This window comes from Streptomyces sp. NPDC013455 (assembly GCF_040632975.1).
GTDB lineage: Bacteria > Actinomycetota > Actinomycetes > Streptomycetales > Streptomycetaceae > Streptomyces.
Window position 1 is genome coordinate 281802 of record NZ_JBEYCX010000001.1, and the last position, 15514, is coordinate 297315.

General features: G+C 73.2%; 10 protein-coding genes. 8 read left to right on the top strand and 2 right to left on the bottom strand.

What is annotated here, in order from left to right; all coding sequences use genetic code 11:
• Positions 1-49: 49 nt before the first annotated feature.
• Positions 50-847, top strand: coding sequence for an adenosylcobinamide-GDP ribazoletransferase (locus tag ABZ576_RS01230; protein WP_360734353.1), 798 nt, complete (start codon positions 50-52; stop codon positions 845-847).
• A 161-nt stretch (positions 848-1008) separates the two neighbouring features.
• On the opposite strand, the gene ABZ576_RS01235 is transcribed toward ABZ576_RS01230, so the two are convergent.
• Entirely contained in the window at positions 1009-3045 is a 2037-nt protein-coding gene (locus tag ABZ576_RS01235; protein ID WP_360734355.1) for a hypothetical protein, read from the bottom strand.
• Between the two features lie 343 nt (positions 3046-3388).
• Here ABZ576_RS01235 and ABZ576_RS01240 point away from each other — a divergent pair, with 343 nt between their 5' ends.
• The 5 genes from ABZ576_RS01240 to aceE all read left to right on the top strand — a co-directional run bounded on the left by ABZ576_RS01240 (position 3389) and on the right by aceE (position 12388).
• Positions 3389-4927, top strand: coding sequence for a leucyl aminopeptidase (locus tag ABZ576_RS01240; RefSeq protein WP_360734357.1), 1539 nt, complete (start codon positions 3389-3391; stop codon positions 4925-4927).
• Between the two features lie 267 nt (positions 4928-5194).
• Positions 5195-6583: a dihydrolipoyl dehydrogenase gene (lpdA, locus tag ABZ576_RS01245; protein WP_360734360.1), complete on the top strand. Its 1389-nt coding sequence runs from the start codon at positions 5195-5197 to the stop codon at positions 6581-6583.
• A gap of 61 nt (positions 6584-6644) precedes the next feature.
• Positions 6645-8504, top strand: a complete 1860-nt coding sequence (gene sucB, locus ABZ576_RS01250) for a 2-oxoglutarate dehydrogenase, E2 component, dihydrolipoamide succinyltransferase (protein ID WP_360734363.1) — start codon at positions 6645-6647, stop codon at positions 8502-8504.
• A 216-nt stretch (positions 8505-8720) separates the two neighbouring features.
• Positions 8721-9344: a GntR family transcriptional regulator gene (locus ABZ576_RS01255; protein WP_360734365.1), complete on the top strand. Its 624-nt coding sequence runs from the start codon at positions 8721-8723 to the stop codon at positions 9342-9344.
• A 341-nt stretch (positions 9345-9685) separates the two neighbouring features.
• Positions 9686-12388: a pyruvate dehydrogenase (acetyl-transferring), homodimeric type gene (aceE, locus tag ABZ576_RS01260; RefSeq protein WP_360734368.1), complete on the top strand. Its 2703-nt coding sequence runs from the start codon at positions 9686-9688 to the stop codon at positions 12386-12388.
• 116 nt (positions 12389-12504) lie between these two features.
• On the opposite strand, the gene ABZ576_RS01265 is transcribed toward aceE, so the two are convergent.
• Positions 12505-13782, bottom strand: a complete 1278-nt coding sequence (locus ABZ576_RS01265) for a protein kinase (protein WP_360734370.1) — start codon at positions 13780-13782, stop codon at positions 12505-12507.
• Between the two features lie 94 nt (positions 13783-13876).
• Between ABZ576_RS01265 and ABZ576_RS01270 the strand changes: the two genes are divergently transcribed.
• Together ABZ576_RS01270 and ABZ576_RS01275 are read left to right on the top strand one after the other, a co-directional pair.
• A complete protein-coding gene (locus ABZ576_RS01270; RefSeq protein ID WP_360734373.1) occupies positions 13877-14857 on the top strand; it encodes a WYL domain-containing protein in 981 nt (326 codons plus the stop codon).
• A gap of 137 nt (positions 14858-14994) precedes the next feature.
• Positions 14995-15513: a DUF4240 domain-containing protein gene (locus tag ABZ576_RS01275; protein ID WP_360735489.1), complete on the top strand. Its 519-nt coding sequence runs from the start codon at positions 14995-14997 to the stop codon at positions 15511-15513.
• The last annotated feature ends 1 nt before the right edge of the window (position 15514 follow it).

The following is a 15514-nucleotide window of genomic DNA, read 5'->3' on the forward strand; positions in this document are numbered from 1 at the left end:
ATCCCGGCCTCCGGGGAAGGGCCCGGCGGCGTCCGGGTACCCTGCGCCGGTGTCCACGTCCTCCTCGGTGTCCTCCCCGTTCGACGGTCTCCGCTTCGCCTTCGGCACGCTCACCGTGCTGCCCGTCCGGGTGCACCGCTGGGACCGGGACGCCGCGCGCGGCGGCATGCTGTGCGCCCCGCTGGCCGGACTGGTCGTCGGCGGCTGCGCGGCCGGCCTCGGCCTGCTGCTGCTCCTCCTCGGTGCCGGTGCGCCGCTCGCGGCCGTCGCCTCGGTCGCCGTACCCGCCGCGCTGACCCGCGGGCTGCATCTGGACGGGCTCGCCGACACCGCCGACGGGCTGGGCAGCGGCAAGCCCGCCGAGGACGCGCTCAGGATCATGAAGCAGTCGGACATCGGGCCGTTCGGGGTGCTCACCGTCGTGCTGGTGCTGCTGGCCCAGGTGGCCGTGCTGGCCCAGCTCTACGGCGACTCCTGGGCGCGGGGTGCCGTGGCCGCCGTGGTCTCGGCGGCCACGGCCCGGCTGGCGCTGACCCTGGCCGCCCGGGCCGGGGTGCCGGCCGCCCGCCCGGAAGGGCTGGGGGCGGCGGTGGCCGGCGTGGTGCCGGCGGGGGCCGCGCTGGGGCTCGCGGCCGGTGTGGTGGCGGCGGCCGGGGCGGCCGGCGCGGGCCTCGGCGGGTACGACGGCGCGCGCACCGCCCTGGCCGTGGCCGTCGCGGTGGCCGTCGCCGACGTGCTGCTGCGCCGCTGCGTGCGCCGGTTCGGCGGGGTCACCGGAGATGTGTTCGGCGCGCTCGCGGAGACGGCCGCGACGGCCGCGCTGGTCGTGCTCGCCCTCGGCCGCTAACCGAGGACGGACCGGGAGGGTCCCCGACGCGCCGAGGTGGCAGCACCGGGCGGCCGCGAACGCCACCGGCACCGCCACCGCCACCGGATGACCGGTGCATGGCACCGCCCCGCGGCCCGTCGCGGGGCGGCCCGGTCGGCGGCGCCTCGGGCGGGGTGGCTCTACGGCAGTCTCAGCGTGAGGGCCGTCTGGGCGGTGCCCGGTGCCGCCCACGCCGAGCGGGCGCCCGCGTACGGTGTGCCGAAGGTGCCGGAGGTGAGCAGGTACTGCTGCCGTGTCCCCTCCGGCGCCGTCACCGGGATCCGGGTGCCCGCCGGTGCGCCGACGGTCACGGTCTTCCCGATCCGGTAGGCGGTGACCCGGCCGGCATCGAGCGCCTCCTGCCACCTGGCCCGGTTCTGGAGCTCGGTGCCGATGGCGCTCTGGCGCAGGTTGACCACGGGGGTGTTGTCGGCGAAGAGGGCCCGGTGCCCGGCGAGGACGCGCTCCAGCACGGGGTAGAGGAGACGGTCCTCGGCCAGGTTGGACTGGTGGGCGTAGTGCGGGCGCGGGTCGTTGCCCAGCACGTGCCCGAGGTCGGTGCGCGCCTCGGCCGGGACGATGTGGTCGGTGTAGCCGGTGGCGGTGTCCAGCGGCTCGGCCAGGCAGGTGGAGGCCGGGTTGTCCTCGCAGATCCCGCTGCCGCCGTCCGCCTTCGCGGTGTAGATCCAGTTGTACTCGTCGGCCATCTCGGCCTTGGTGCCGACGTTGTAGTACACGTTCATCGGGTGGCGCGGCACGGTGAGCGTGCTGCTGCCGACGGCCCGCTGCGCGGACTCGCGGGAGTTGTCCGAGGCGGTCCACCTGACGCCGTTCAGGGCGAGGGCGGGACCGAGTTCGGGGTTGTCCTGCGGCTGCTGCGGCAGGGTCTTCAGGCCCGAGTGCTCGCCGGTGACCAGCTCGCCGCGGTCCAGGGAGAGCCCGTGCAGCAGGCCCCAGTCGTGGTTGTCGGAGATCTGCGCCGAGATGTCGGAGCGGCTGACCCACCGGGTGGAGCCGTCGGCGTTCTTCGCGCAGGACCACGGCACGGCCGAGACGTCCTGGACGCAGCCGAGGAAGAGGTGGGTGTACGTGTGGTTCACCCAGCGGTACTTCGCCCTGTCCGCGAGCAGCTGGTCGGTCAGCGGGTCCGTGCCGCCGTTCTCCTCCTTCCACTCCTCGCCGGCGCCCGCGTTGAACACCATGTCCAGGGTGAAGCCGTGGCTCTGCTGCCAGGAGGCCGCGTACCGGGCGTCGGCGGCGGTCATCCGGATCGGCGTGGTGGTGTCGGTGCCCCCGTCGCCGCAGTCGATGTCGCCGGGGGTGCAGTTCCGCCCGGTGTCCCAGCGGGCGTCCGGGGCGAAGACGTCGTCGACGTGGACGGCGAAGTAGTCGCGGGCCCGGCCGAGGTGCACGCCCTGGGTCAGCCACTCGACCATGCCGCGGGCCAGCACCTGGAACTGCTGCTGGTACCGGTTGTAGGCGAAGGTCACCACCAGCTCGCGGCGGCCGTCGTGGGCGTACTCGCCGAGCAGGGTGCCGCTGCCGGCGCCGCCGGGCACAGGCGTCTCGACGTAGCTGGTGAAGCCGGCGCGGGGCTGGGCGACGAATCCGTAACTCTCGTCCACCGAGGGCGCGTTGTCCTCGAAGGAGAAGGAGCCCCGCAGGTAGCCGAAGGGGCCGGAGCGGCCGGCCGTGGTGACGTTCGCCGTACGGCCGTCCAGCGGGCCGACGTAGCCGTCGTGGTCGATGGGGTCGAGCCCGACCCCGGGGTGGGCCCAGGTGTAGGCGTCGAGCTGCGGGATGCCGTACGTCCGCTCGTAGGACTCCAGCGCCGTCTGTTCGGCCGAGCCCGCGCCGAACGGGGCCTCGTTCGGCACCACCACGCCCTGGAACTTCGCCCGGGGCCGGCCGCCGACGGTGTCGCCGAGGAAGGCGTCGGTGAGGGTGGGCCGGCCGGGATCGCCCAGGTCGACGATGGTGTACGGGACGCCCTCGCCGCGCAGCCGGGCGGTGATCGCGCCGACGGGACCCCCGCCGTCGTCCACGACCAGCACCCGCAGGTCGACGCGCGGCTCGGTGACCGCGGAGGCACCGGGCGCGGCGAGCCCCAGCGCGATCAGTCCCGCGGCCGTGACGGTGACACCGGCCGCTCTCCAGCGGTGTGCGCGGTGGGCCATGACAGGGTCCTCCCCCCAGAGGATCCACCGCGGTGGGGCCGCGGAGGATGCGTGGAAAAGCATGCGAGCCGCGGGGTAGGTACCCCACCGGAACCCGACGAGTGTGGCCCAGGTCACCGGAGCACAGGAAGAGAAGCGGCCATGACGCCACGCGCGGGTGAACACCCGAAGGAATGAGCGAACGCACGTACGCGCGTAGGCTCGTCCCGGGTGTTCGCCGACAGGGTGAAGGCCCCGGTTGCCACCAGTCCCCAGGCCTGGACCTAGGGTCGGCTCTCGGGCCCGGTCGACCCACCCCATTTCGGCCACAGCAACTTCACATCGGAAGCGAGATTTCACCACCGTGACTGCTCTGACTCTCAGCACCGCCGCGGCGCAGGGCCTGCGGGCCGACGCGATCGTGATCGGTGTCGCCAAGGGCGCCCAGGGGCCCGTCGTCGCGCCGGGCGCCGAGGCCGTGGACAAGGCGTACGACGGCAAGCTGGCCGGCGTTCTGGAGACCCTCGGCGCCTCGGGTGCCGAGGGCGAGCTGACGAAGCTGCCCGCGCCGGCCGGCTTCAAGGCCCCGCTCGTGGTGGCGGTGGGCCTGGGCGCCGAGCCCGACGACACCGACGAGGGGGCCGCCGGCTACGACGCCGAGGCGCTGCGCACGGCGGCCGGTGTGGCCGCCCGCGCGCTCGCCGGCTCGAAGAAGGCCGCGTTCGCGCTGCCGGTCGACGGCCCCGGCGCCCTCGGCGCGATCGGCGAGGGCATCCTGCTCGGCGCCTACTCCTTCGACGCCTACAAGGGCGGCGCCCAGAACGCCAAGGGGAAGAACGGCAAGGCGCCGCTGGCCGAGGCCGCGCTGCTCGGCGGCAAGCCGCGCGACGCCGCCCACAAGGGTGCGCTCGCCCGCGCGGTCGCGGTCTGCGAGGAACTGAACCGCGCCCGCGACCTGATCAACATGCCGCCGAACGACCTCGACCCCGCGGCCTTCGCCGGCATCGCGCAGGCGGCGGCCAAGGAGCACGGCCTGAAGGTGCAGGTGCTCGACGAGAAGGCCCTGGCCAAGGGCGGCTACGGCGGCATCCTCGGCGTCGGCGGCGGCTCGGCGGCCACCCCGCGCCTGGTGAAGCTGTCGTACAAGCACCCGAAGGCGGAGAAGCACCTCGCCTTCGTCGGCAAGGGCATCACCTACGACTCGGGCGGCATCTCGCTGAAGCCGGCCGGTCACAACGAGACCATGAAGTGCGACATGAGCGGCGCCGCCGCCGTGTTCGCCGCCGTCGTCGCGGCCGCGCGCCTGGGCCTGGAGGTCAACGTCACCGGCTGGCTTGCGCTGGCCGAGAACATGCCGTCCGGCTCGGCCGTGCGCCCGGGTGACGTGCTGCGCATGTACAGCGGCAAGACCGTCGAGGTGCTCAACACCGACGCCGAGGGCCGGCTGGTGCTCGCCGACGCGCTGTGGGCGGCCTCGCAGGAGGAGCCGGACGCGATCGTGGACGTGGCCACGCTGACCGGCGCGATGCTGCTGGCGCTGGGCACCCGGACGTTCGCCGTCATGGGCAACGACGACGCGTTCCGCACCGCGGTGCACGAGGCGGCGGAGGAGGTCGGCGAGCCGGCCTGGCCGATGCCGCTGCCGGAGCACCTGCGCAAGGGCATGGACTCGCCCGTGGCCGACATCGCCAACATGGGCGAGCGCGCGGGCGGCGGGCTGGTCGCCGGTCTGTTCCTGCGCGAGTTCGTGGGCGAGGGGATCACCTGGGCGCACCTGGACATCGCCGGGCCGGCGTTCAACGAGGGCGGTCCGTTCGGGTACACGCCGAAGGGCGGTACGGGCTCGGCCGTGCGCACGCTGGTGCGGCTCGCGGAGCTCACCGCCGAGGGTGACCTGGGCTGACGGCCGCCTGAGAGCCCACCGCCGCCCGTTGTGCGGCGGCTTGGAGGGGTGCGGGGACCGTCCGCGCGGTTCCCCGCGCCCCTCCGGGCGCTCCAGTGGGGTGTCTCACACTCAGGCCCGGCGTCTCGTCCGCCTCGAACAAGTGCAAAGATGGAGCCCGGCAGGACAGGGCCCCCACCGAAGGGCCGAAGCATCAAGCGGCCGGACACCAGCCGCCTGCCGGTCATCGGAGACCGGCGTACGGCGCACATGCATGGAGGACGTGACGTGGCGAACGACGCCAGCACCGTTTTCGACCTAGTGATCCTCGGCGGTGGTAGCGGTGGTTACGCCGCGGCCCTGCGCGGGGCGCAGCTGGGCCTGGACGTCGCCCTGATCGAGAAGGACAAGGTCGGCGGCACCTGCCTGCACCGGGGCTGCATCCCCACCAAGGCCCTGCTGCACGCGGGCGAGATCGCCGACCAGGCCCGCGAGAGCGAGCAGTTCGGCGTCAAGGCGACCTTCGAGGGCATCGACGTCCCGGCCGTCCACAAGTACAAGGACGACGTGATCTCGGGCCTGTACAAGGGTCTCCAGGGGCTCATCGCGTCCCGGAAGGTGACGTACATCGAGGGTGCGGGGCGCCTGTCCTCCCCCACCTCCGTGGACGTGAACGGCCAGCGCATCCAGGGCCGCCACATCCTGCTGGCGACCGGCTCCGTGCCGAAGTCGCTGCCGGGCCTGGAGATCGACGGCGACCGCGTCATCTCCTCCGACCACGCCCTCGTCCTGGACCGCGTGCCGAAGTCCGCGATCATCCTGGGCGGCGGTGTCATCGGTGTCGAGTTCGCCTCGGCGTGGAAGTCGTTCGGTTCGGACGTCACGATCATCGAGGGCATGAAGCACCTCGTGCCGGTCGAGGACGAGAACTCCTCGAAGCTGCTGGAGCGCGCGTTCCGCAAGCGCGGCATCAAGTTCAACCTGGGCACCTTCTTCCAGAAGGCCGAGTACACCCAGGACGGTGTCAAGGTCACCCTGGCGGACGGCAAGGAGTTCGAGGCCGAGGTCCTCCTCGTCGCCGTCGGCCGCGGCCCGGTCTCGCAGGGCCTGGGCTACGAGGAGGCCGGGGTCGCCATGGACCGCGGTTACGTCCTCGTCGACGAGTACATGCGTACCAACGTTCCGACCATCTCCGCCGTCGGCGACCTCGTCCCGACGCTCCAGCTCGCGCACGTCGGCTTCGCCGAGGGCATCCTGGTGGCGGAGCGTCTGGCCGGTCTGAAGGTCGTTCCGATCGACTACGACGGTGTCCCGCGGGTCACGTACTGCCACCCGGAGGTCGCCTCCGTCGGCATCACCGAGGCCAAGGCCAAGGAGATCTACGGCGCGGACAAGGTCGTCGCCCTGAAGTACAACCTGGCGGGCAACGGCAGGAGCAAGATCCTGAAGACCGCGGGCGAGATCAAGCTCGTCCAGGTCAAGGACGGTGCCGTGGTCGGCGTCCACATGGTCGGCGACCGCATGGGTGAGCAGGTCGGCGAAGCCCAGCTGATCTACAACTGGGAGGCGCTGCCGGCCGAGGTCGCCCAGCTCATCCACGCCCACCCGACGCAGAACGAGGCGCTCGGCGAGGCCCACCTGGCCCTGGCCGGCAAGCCGCTGCACTCCCACGACTGAGCCTTCGGTCAACGGGCGCGACGACACAGACTTCCGCAATTCGTTAGGAGCAACCGAAACCATGGCGGTTTCCGTAACCCTTCCGGCGCTCGGCGAGAGCGTCACCGAGGGCACTGTCACCCGCTGGCTGAAGGCCGAGGGCGAGCGTGTCGAGGCCGACGAGCCGCTGCTCGAGGTCTCGACCGACAAGGTGGACACCGAGATCCCCGCGCCGGCCTCCGGCGTGCTGCGCTTCATCAAGGTCGCCGAGGACGAGACCATCGAGGTCGGCGCCGAGCTGGCCGTCATCGACGACGGCACCGGTGAGCCTGCCGGCGACCAGGCCCCCGCCGCCGAGGCGGCTCCGGCCGCCGAGCCGGCCCCGGCCCCCGCCGCCGAGCCCGCTCCCGCCCCGGCCGCCGAGGCCCCGGCCGCCGAGCCGGCTCCGGCGCCCGCCGCCGAGGCCGCGGCCCCCGAGGCCGCCGCCGGTGACGCCGAGGGCACGGACGTGGTCCTGCCGGCGCTCGGCGAGTCCGTCACCGAGGGCACCGTCACCCGCTGGCTGAAGTCGGTCGGCGAGACCGTCGAGGCCGACGAGCCGCTGCTCGAGGTCTCCACGGACAAGGTCGACACCGAGATCCCCGCGCCGACCTCCGGCGTGCTGGTGGCCATCGTGGTCGGCGAGGACGAGACCGCCGAGGTCGGCGCCAAGCTGGCCGTCATCGGTTCCGCGAACGCGGCCCCGGCCGCCGCTCCGGCTCCCGCCCCGGCCCCCGCCGCCGCTCCGGCTCCCGCCCCGGCGCCCGCCGCCCCGGCCCCGGCGCCCGCCGCCCCGGCTCCGGCGCCCGCCCCGGCTCCGGCGCCCGCCCCGGCTCCGGCTCCGGCGCCCGCCCCGGCCCCCGCCGCCCCGGCCCCGGCGCCCGCCGCCCCGGCCCCGGCTCCGGCGCCCGCTCCCGCCCCGGCCGCCCCGGCCACCGCGCCGACCTCGCCGACCGCCACCCAGGCGACCGACGAGGGTGCGTACGTGACCCCGCTGGTGCGCAAGCTCGCTGCCGAGAACGGCGTCGACCTGGCCACCGTCAAGGGCACGGGCGTCGGCGGCCGCATCCGCAAGCAGGACGTCCTCGCCGCCGCCGAGGCCGCGAAGGCCGCCGCCGCGGCCCCGGCCCCGGCCGCCGCTCCGGCCGCCGCCAAGAAGGCCCCGGCGCTGGAGGTCTCCCCGCTGCGCGGCCAGACCGTCAAGATGCCGCGCATCCGCAAGGTCATCGGCGACAACATGGTCAAGGCGCTGCACGAGCAGGCCCAGCTGTCGTCGGTCGTCGAGGTCGACGTCACCCGCCTGATGAAGCTGCGCGCCAGGGCGAAGGACTCCTTCGCGGCCCGCGAGGGCGTCAAGCTCTCCCCGATGCCGTTCTTCGTCAAGGCCGCCGCGCAGGCGCTGAAGGCCCACCCGGTCATCAACGCCAAGATCAACGAGGCCGAGGGGACCATCACCTACTTCGACACCGAGAACATCGGTATCGCGGTGGACTCCGAGAAGGGCCTGATGACCCCGGTCATCAAGAACGCCGGCGACCTCAACATCGCGGGTATCGCCAAGGCCACGGCCGACCTGGCCGGCAAGGTCCGCGGCAACAAGATCACGCCGGACGAGCTGGCCGGCGCGACCTTCACCATCTCCAACACCGGTTCGCGCGGCGCGCTGTTCGACACGATCATCGTGCCGCCGGGCCAGGTCGCGATCCTCGGCATCGGTGCCACGGTCAAGCGCCCGGCCGTCATCGAGACCGAGGAGGGCACGGTCATCGGCGTCCGCGACATGACCTACCTGACCCTCTCCTACGACCACCGCCTGGTCGACGGCGCCGACGCGGCCCGTTACCTGACGGCGGTCAAGGCGATCCTGGAGGCGGGCGAGTTCGAGGTCGAGCTGGGCCTGTAACCGGGACCGCGGACGCGACGAGGCCGATCCGGGCCTCCGGCGCGTCCCCGACCGCGTCGCACCCCGTCCGGAACCTTCCGGGCGGGGTGTTCGCGTTTGTCGGGGTGCTTCCCGTGTAAGGCTCGTCTCACCTGCGCATTAGCACCCCCGCACGCCCTACCCGCGGAGCGAAGCCGCCGTATTGTCTAAGCGTCAGCCCTCCCTGAAGGAGCCCTCATGACCGCGCCCGTCGTCCACTCGCTGCGCGAGCAGATCCGCGAGCACATCGTGGAGGGGATCGTCAGCGGGCGCTGGCAGCCGGGTGAGCGCATCGTGGAGCGCCGGATCGCCACCGAGCTGGAGGTCAGCCAGACCCCGGTCCGGGAGGCGCTGCGCGAGCTGGAGTCGCTGCGGCTGATCGAGTCGGCCCCGAACAAGGGCGTACGCGTCCGCAACCTGACCGCGGCCGACCTGGAGGAGAGCTACCCCGTCCGGGCCGGCCTGGAGGCCATCGCGGCGGAGCTGGCGGCCGAGCGCCTGGCCCAGGACTGCTCGGCCCTGGAGCCGCACGTGCTGGCCCTGTACGAGGCCGACCGCGCCTCCGACGGCACGGGACAGGTGCGCCACACCGTCGGCTTCCACCGGGAACTGGTGCGGGCCGCGCACAACTCGGTGCTGCTGCACACCTGGGAGGGCCTCGGCATCGAGGTCTTCACGGCGCTGTCGATCCGCTGGCTGGGCACGGTCCAGCAGTCCTACGCGGAGGAGCACGAGGAGCTGGTGCAGGCGTTCAAGCGGCGCGACCCCCGCATCGCCGAGCTGGTGAAGGCGCACGTCCTGGGCTGCGCGCCGCGGGCCTGACGGTGAAGGCGCACGTCCTGGGCTGCGCGCCGCGGGCCTGACGGTGAAGGCGCACGTCCTGGGCTGCGCGCCGCGGGCCTGACGCAGCCGAGCGCACCACTGCTCACCTGCGGAAACCTTGGTCGAACACGGCACCGGGTGCCCGTTTCCAAGGCACCCGGTGCCGACTTTCTCGTAATCGTGAAGTTTTGGCCCTCAACCCTTTGATCGATCATCGATCAGGGAGTTACAGTCGCCGACGGACTTCCACCGAAGTCCTCTGCCCTGTCCTGCCAAAGACCAAGGGCAACCCCGAACCCTTACCGATGAGGGAACCCCCTTCGACTGAGGAAGGCGGCGACATGACCGACCCCAACGCCATCCAGCCGAGCGCGCTCGACCAGCTCCCGGACCGCGACCCGGAGGAGACCGCCGAATGGCAGGCCTCCCTCGACGCCGTCGCCAGGGAGGCCGGGCCGCACCGCGCCGCGTACCTGATGCGGCGGACGCTGGAGCGCGCCGAGGCGGGCGGCATCGCGCTGCCGAAGCTCCTCGAGACCGACTACGTCAACACCATCCCCACCTCCGCCGAGCCGGGCGTGCCCGGCGACCCGGAGATGGAGGCCCGCATCACCGCCTGGAACCGCTGGAACGCGGCCGCGATGGTGACCCGCGGCTCGAAGTACGGCGTCGGCGGCCACATCGCCACCTTCGCCTCCGCCGCCTGGCTCTACGAGACCGGCTTCAACCACTTCTTCAAGGGCAAGGAGGGCGACGGCTCCGGCGACCAGCTGTACATCCAGGGCCACGCCTCCCCCGGCATCTACGCCCGGGCCTTCCTCGACGGCCGCCTGAACGAGGCGCACCTCGACAACTTCCGCCAGGAGTCCGGCGGCAACGGCCTGCCCTCCTACCCGCACCCGCGCCGCCTGCCCTGGCTGTGGGAGTTCCCGACGGTGTCGATGGGTCTCGGCCCGCTGTCGGCGATCTACCAGGCGCGCTTCAACCGCTACCTCACCAACCGCGGCATCAAGGACGTCTCCGCCTCCCACGTCTGGGCCTTCCTCGGCGACGGCGAGATGGACGAGCCGGAGTCGACCGCGGCCCTCGCGCTGGCCGCGCGTGAGGAGCTGGACAACCTCACCTTCGTCATCAACTGCAACCTGCAGCGCCTCGACGGCCCGGTCCGCGCCAACTTCAAGATCGTGCAGGAGCTGGAGGCCCAGTTCCGGGGCGCCGGCTGGAACGTGATCAAGACGCTGTGGGGTACGGCCTGGGACGAGCTGTTCCAGCTCGACACCACGGGCGCGCTGGTACGCCGGCTGCGCGAGGTACCGGACGCGCAGATCCAGACGTACCAGACCCGCGACGCCGCCTACATCCGTCAGGACTTCTTCGGCAAGGACCCGGCGCTCGTCGAGATGGCGAAGCTGCTGAGCGACGACAAGATCCTGGAGTGCTTCCACCTCTCCCGCGGTGGTCACGAGGCCCGCAAGGTGTACGCCGCGTACAAGGCCGCCGTCGAGCACAAGGGCGCGCCGACCGTGATCCTGGCCCAGACGGTCAAGGGCCACACCCTCGGCGAGGGCTTCGCGTCGAAGAACGCCAACCACCAGATGAAGAAGCTGACGGTGGACGAGTTCAAGGCGATGCGGGACCTGCTGGAGCTGCCGATCAAGGACAGCGACTTCGTGGACGGCGTGGTGCCCTACGGCCACCCGGGCGCCGACTCCCCCGAGGTCCGTTACCTCCAGGAGCGCCGCGCGGCCCTCGGCGGCCCGGCCCCGGCCCGCCGCACCCACGCGGTGGCCCCGCTGCCGGCCCCCGCGGAGAAGGCGTTCGCCTCCTTCGACAAGGGCTCCGGCTCCCAGAACGTGGCCACCACCATGGCCTTCGTCCGCCTCGTCAAGGACCTGGTCCGCGACAAGGAGACCGGCAAGCGCTGGGTGCCGATCGTCCCCGACGAGGCGCGCACCTTCGGCATGGAGTCGCTGTTCCCGTCGCTCGGGATCTACTCCCCCAAGGGCCAGACGTACGAGCCGGTCGACCGCGACCAGCTGATGTACTACAAGGAGGCGACGAACGGCCAGATCCTCAACGAGGGGATCACCGAGGCCGGTTCGATGGCCGACTTCATCGCCGCTTCGACGTCGTACGCGACGCACGGCGAGACGATGATCCCGTTCTACATCTTCTACTCGATGTTCGGCTGGCAGCGCACCGCCGACCAGATGTGGCAGCTCGGCGACCAGCTGGGCCGCGGCTTCCTCGTCGGCGCGACCGCCGGCCGGACGACCCTGACGGGCGAGGGCCTCCAGCACGCCGACGGCCACTCCCCGGTCATCGCCGCCACCAACCCGGCCGCGCTGACGTACGACCCGGCGTTCGCCTACGAGATCGCGGTGATCGTCCGCGAGGGCCTGCGCCGGATGTACGGCGAGGCCAAGCCGGGCGAGGACCAGGACGTCTTCTACTACCTGACGGTCTACAACGAGCCGCTGCCGCAGCCGGCGAAGCCGCAGGGCCTCGGCATCGACGAGGGCATCGTCAAGGGCCTGTACCGCTTCAACACGGCGGAGTCGGCGGGCGTCGACGCCCCGGCGGGCGCCCCGCGCATCCAGCTGCTGGGCTCCGGCACGGCGATCCACTGGGCCCTCCGGGCGCAGCGGCTGCTGGCCGACGAGTGGGGTGTCGCGGCCGACGTCTGGTCGGCGACCTCCTGGTCCGAGCTGCGCCGCGACGCGATGGAGGCGGACGCCGCCCTCCTGCGCGGCGAGGAGCGGGTGCCGTACGTCCGCCAGGCGCTCCAGGGCGCCGAGGGCCCGGTACTGGCCGTGTCCGACTACATGCGCCAGGTCCCGGACCAGATCGCGCAGTGGGTCGAGCAGGACTGGTCCTCGCTGGGCGCCGACGGCTTCGGCCTCTCCGACACCCGCGAGGCCGCCCGCCGCCACTTCGGCGTCGACGCGGAGTCGATCGTCGTCGCGGCCCTGGCCCAGCTCGCCAGGCGCGGCGAGGTCAAGGCGACCGCGGTGAAGGAAGCGCGGGAGAAGTACGGGCTGTAAGGGCCTGTGCCGCACGACGAACGGGGCCGCCCTCGGTCCGAGGGCGGCCCCGTTCGCCGTGGCCGTCCTCGGACCGAGGCGGCCCCGTTCGTCGTGCGGGCGGTGCGGCAGGCCCCTCAGAGCCGCGCGTTCGGGATCCTGGACGCGCCGGACGCGTCCGCGAGGGAGGCGTGCAGCGCCGTCAGCTCGGCCAGCAGGGCGGCCCGCTGCTCCACGAGCTCGCCGACCGGCAGGTACTTGCTGTCGGCGAGCACGGCGGCGACCTTCTCCCGCAGGTGGTCCAGGCCGGTCAGGACCTGCGCCTTGCGGCGCCACGCCTCGTCGACGATCCGACGCGCATCCGCCTCGGCGTCGGCCTTGCGCTGTGCGGCGTACGCCTCGACGTCGTCGCGGACCTGCTGCGCCGCCGCTTCGACGAGCTCGCGATGCCGCCGGGCCGCGCGGCGGGTCTCCTCGCGCATCACGTGGGCGTCCTGGAGCGCGGCCCTGCGCAGGGCGTCGGCCTCCGCCTCGGCTTCCGTCCGCAGCCGTGCGACGTCCGGCCGGGAGTGCGCCTCGTGGCCGGCGAGCAGGGCGCCCAGGCGGTCGCGGACCTCGCGGGCGGAGCCGGGGCGCTCCTCGGGCCGGCGGGCGAGCAGCCGCATCACGAGGTCGCTCAGCGCGCCGGGGACGCCGGCCTCGACGGCGTGCGGGGGGTCCACCTCGCCGTGCATCAGCAGGTGGGCGTAGGAGAACGCGCTGTCCGCGACGATCGGCGGGCGCCCGGTGAGCATGAAGTACAGCAGGCAGCCGAAGGAGTACAGGTCGGCTCGGTGGTCCAGGGTGCGCGTGCCCCGGCACTGCTCCGGGGACATGTACCCGATGGAGCCGATGCCGGTGCCGGTGGCGGTGAGGCCGATCGTGCCGTCCATGAACTTGGCGATGCCGAAGTCGAGCACCTTCAGCTCGCCGTCGGCCGTGAACATGACGTTGTTGGGTTTGATGTCGCGGTGCACGATGCCCTGGGCGTGCGCGGCCTCCAGGGCCGCGAGCACCTGGCAGCCCCATTCCACCGCCCGCTGCCAGGACGGACGCCGCTCGACCACCGCCTGCTGCAGGGTGTGGCCGGTGAGCCGCTCCATCACCAGGTAGGGGACGCGTCTGCCGTCGAGGACGGTCTCGCCGCAGTCGTGGGCGATCACGGTGTGGCGGCCGGGCAGCTGGGCGGCCGACCTGATCTCCCTGCGGAAACGTACGAAGGCCGCGTGCCCGTCCGCGCCCGGGGGCCACTTGAGCAGCTTGACGGCCACGTCGCGGTCCATCCGGGTGTCCCGTGCTCCCCAGACCTCTCCCATCCCGCCGTGGCCCAGCCACTGGACCAGCTCGTAACGGTCGTCCAGCACGGTCCCCCGCATCGCGCGCCCCTCCCGTGCGATCCCAACTCCCCTGACCAGCTTAGGAGATGGGAGCGCCAAAGCGGAGAGGCGCGCCCCCCTGCATCATGAACGCATGCGTGCTGCCCGTCTCATCAAAATGGTGCTGCTCCTGCAGTCCCGCCCCTCGATGACCGCCGCCGAGCTGGCGCGGGAGCTGGAGGTGTCGGAGCGGACGGTGACGCGGGACGCGCAGGCGCTGTCGGAGGCGGGCGTGCCGGTGTACGCCGACCGGGGGCGGGCCGGCGGGTACCGCCTGATCGGCGGCTACCGGACGCGGCTGACGGGGCTGGCCCGCAGCGAGGCGGAGGCCCTCTTCCTGAGCGGGGTGCCGGGGGCGCTGCGGGAGATGGGCCTCCAGGACGCGGCCTCCGCCGCGCGGCTGAAGGTGTCGGCCGCGCTGCTGCCGTCCCTGCGGGACGCCCCGGACAGCGCGGCCCAGCGGTTCCACCTGGACGCGCCCGCCTGGTTCCGGGAGCCGGAGACGCCCGCGCTGCTGCCCGTGCTCGCGCGGGCGGTCTGGGACGACCGGCGGGTCCGCGCCGTGTACCGGCGCCCGGACGGCGACGTCGACCGGGAGCTGGAGCCGTACGGGCTCGTGCTGAAGGCCGGGGTCTGGTACCTGTGCGCGCGGGTGCCGGACGGCGTCTTCCGCACGTACCGCATCGACCGGTTCGCCTCCGTCGACGCCTGCGACACCCGGTTCGTCCGCGCCGCGGACTTCGACCTGCCGGGGTTCTGGGCGGAGCAGGCCGAGGGGTTCGCCCGGTCGCTGCTGCGCGCCGAGGTCGTCGTACGGCTCTCCCCGGACGGCGTGCGCCGGCTGCCGTACGCCGTCGATCCGCTCGCCGCGCGCACGGCGCTGGAGAGCCCGGGCGAGCCGGACGCCGAGGGCTGGGTGACGGTGACGCTGCCGGTGGAGTCGGAGGAGGTCGCGCACGGCCAGCTGACGGCGCTGGGCGCGGAGGCGGAGGTGCTGGCCCCGGCGAGCCTGCGGGAACGGTGCGCGGCGGACGCGGCCCGGCTCGCCGCGCGCTACCGCCGTACGGACGGCTGACGACGACCCGCCGTATGGACGGCCGGCCACAGTCCGCCGCACTGACGGCCGACGACGACCCGCCGCGCGGACGGCCGGCCACGGTGCGTCGTGCTCCGCGTGCGGCCCACCGGCCGAGGCCCGATGCTGGTGCCGTGATGGACGAGACGGAGTTCTGGGAGCTGATCGACGCCGCCCGCGAGGCCGCCGGGGGCGACCCGGAGGAGCAGGCCGACGCGCTGCTGGACCGGTTGCTCCAGCTGGACCCCGACCTGGTGCTGGACTTCGCCCGTCACTTCGAGGCCCGCTACAACCGGGCCTACCGCTGGGACCTGTGGGGGGCCGCCTGGCTGCTGCTGGACGGGTGCAGCGACGACGCGTTCGACTTCTTCCGGTGCTGGCTGATCGGCCAGGGCCGGGTGGTCTTCGAGGGCGCCCTGCACGAGCCGGACGCGCTCGCCGAGCTGCTCGGCGAGTTCGACGAGGAGATCGACGGCGACGGCGAGGAGCTGGGGTACGCGGCGGACGAGGCGTACGAGCAGCTGACCGGCACGGTCGCGCCCGACCTGGGCATCGCCCCGGCGCCGGCCGAGCCGGAGGGCACGCCGTTGGACCTGGAGAACGAGCAGGTGCTCGCGCAGCGGTATCCCCGTCTGTGGGAGCGGTTCAAGGCGTGAC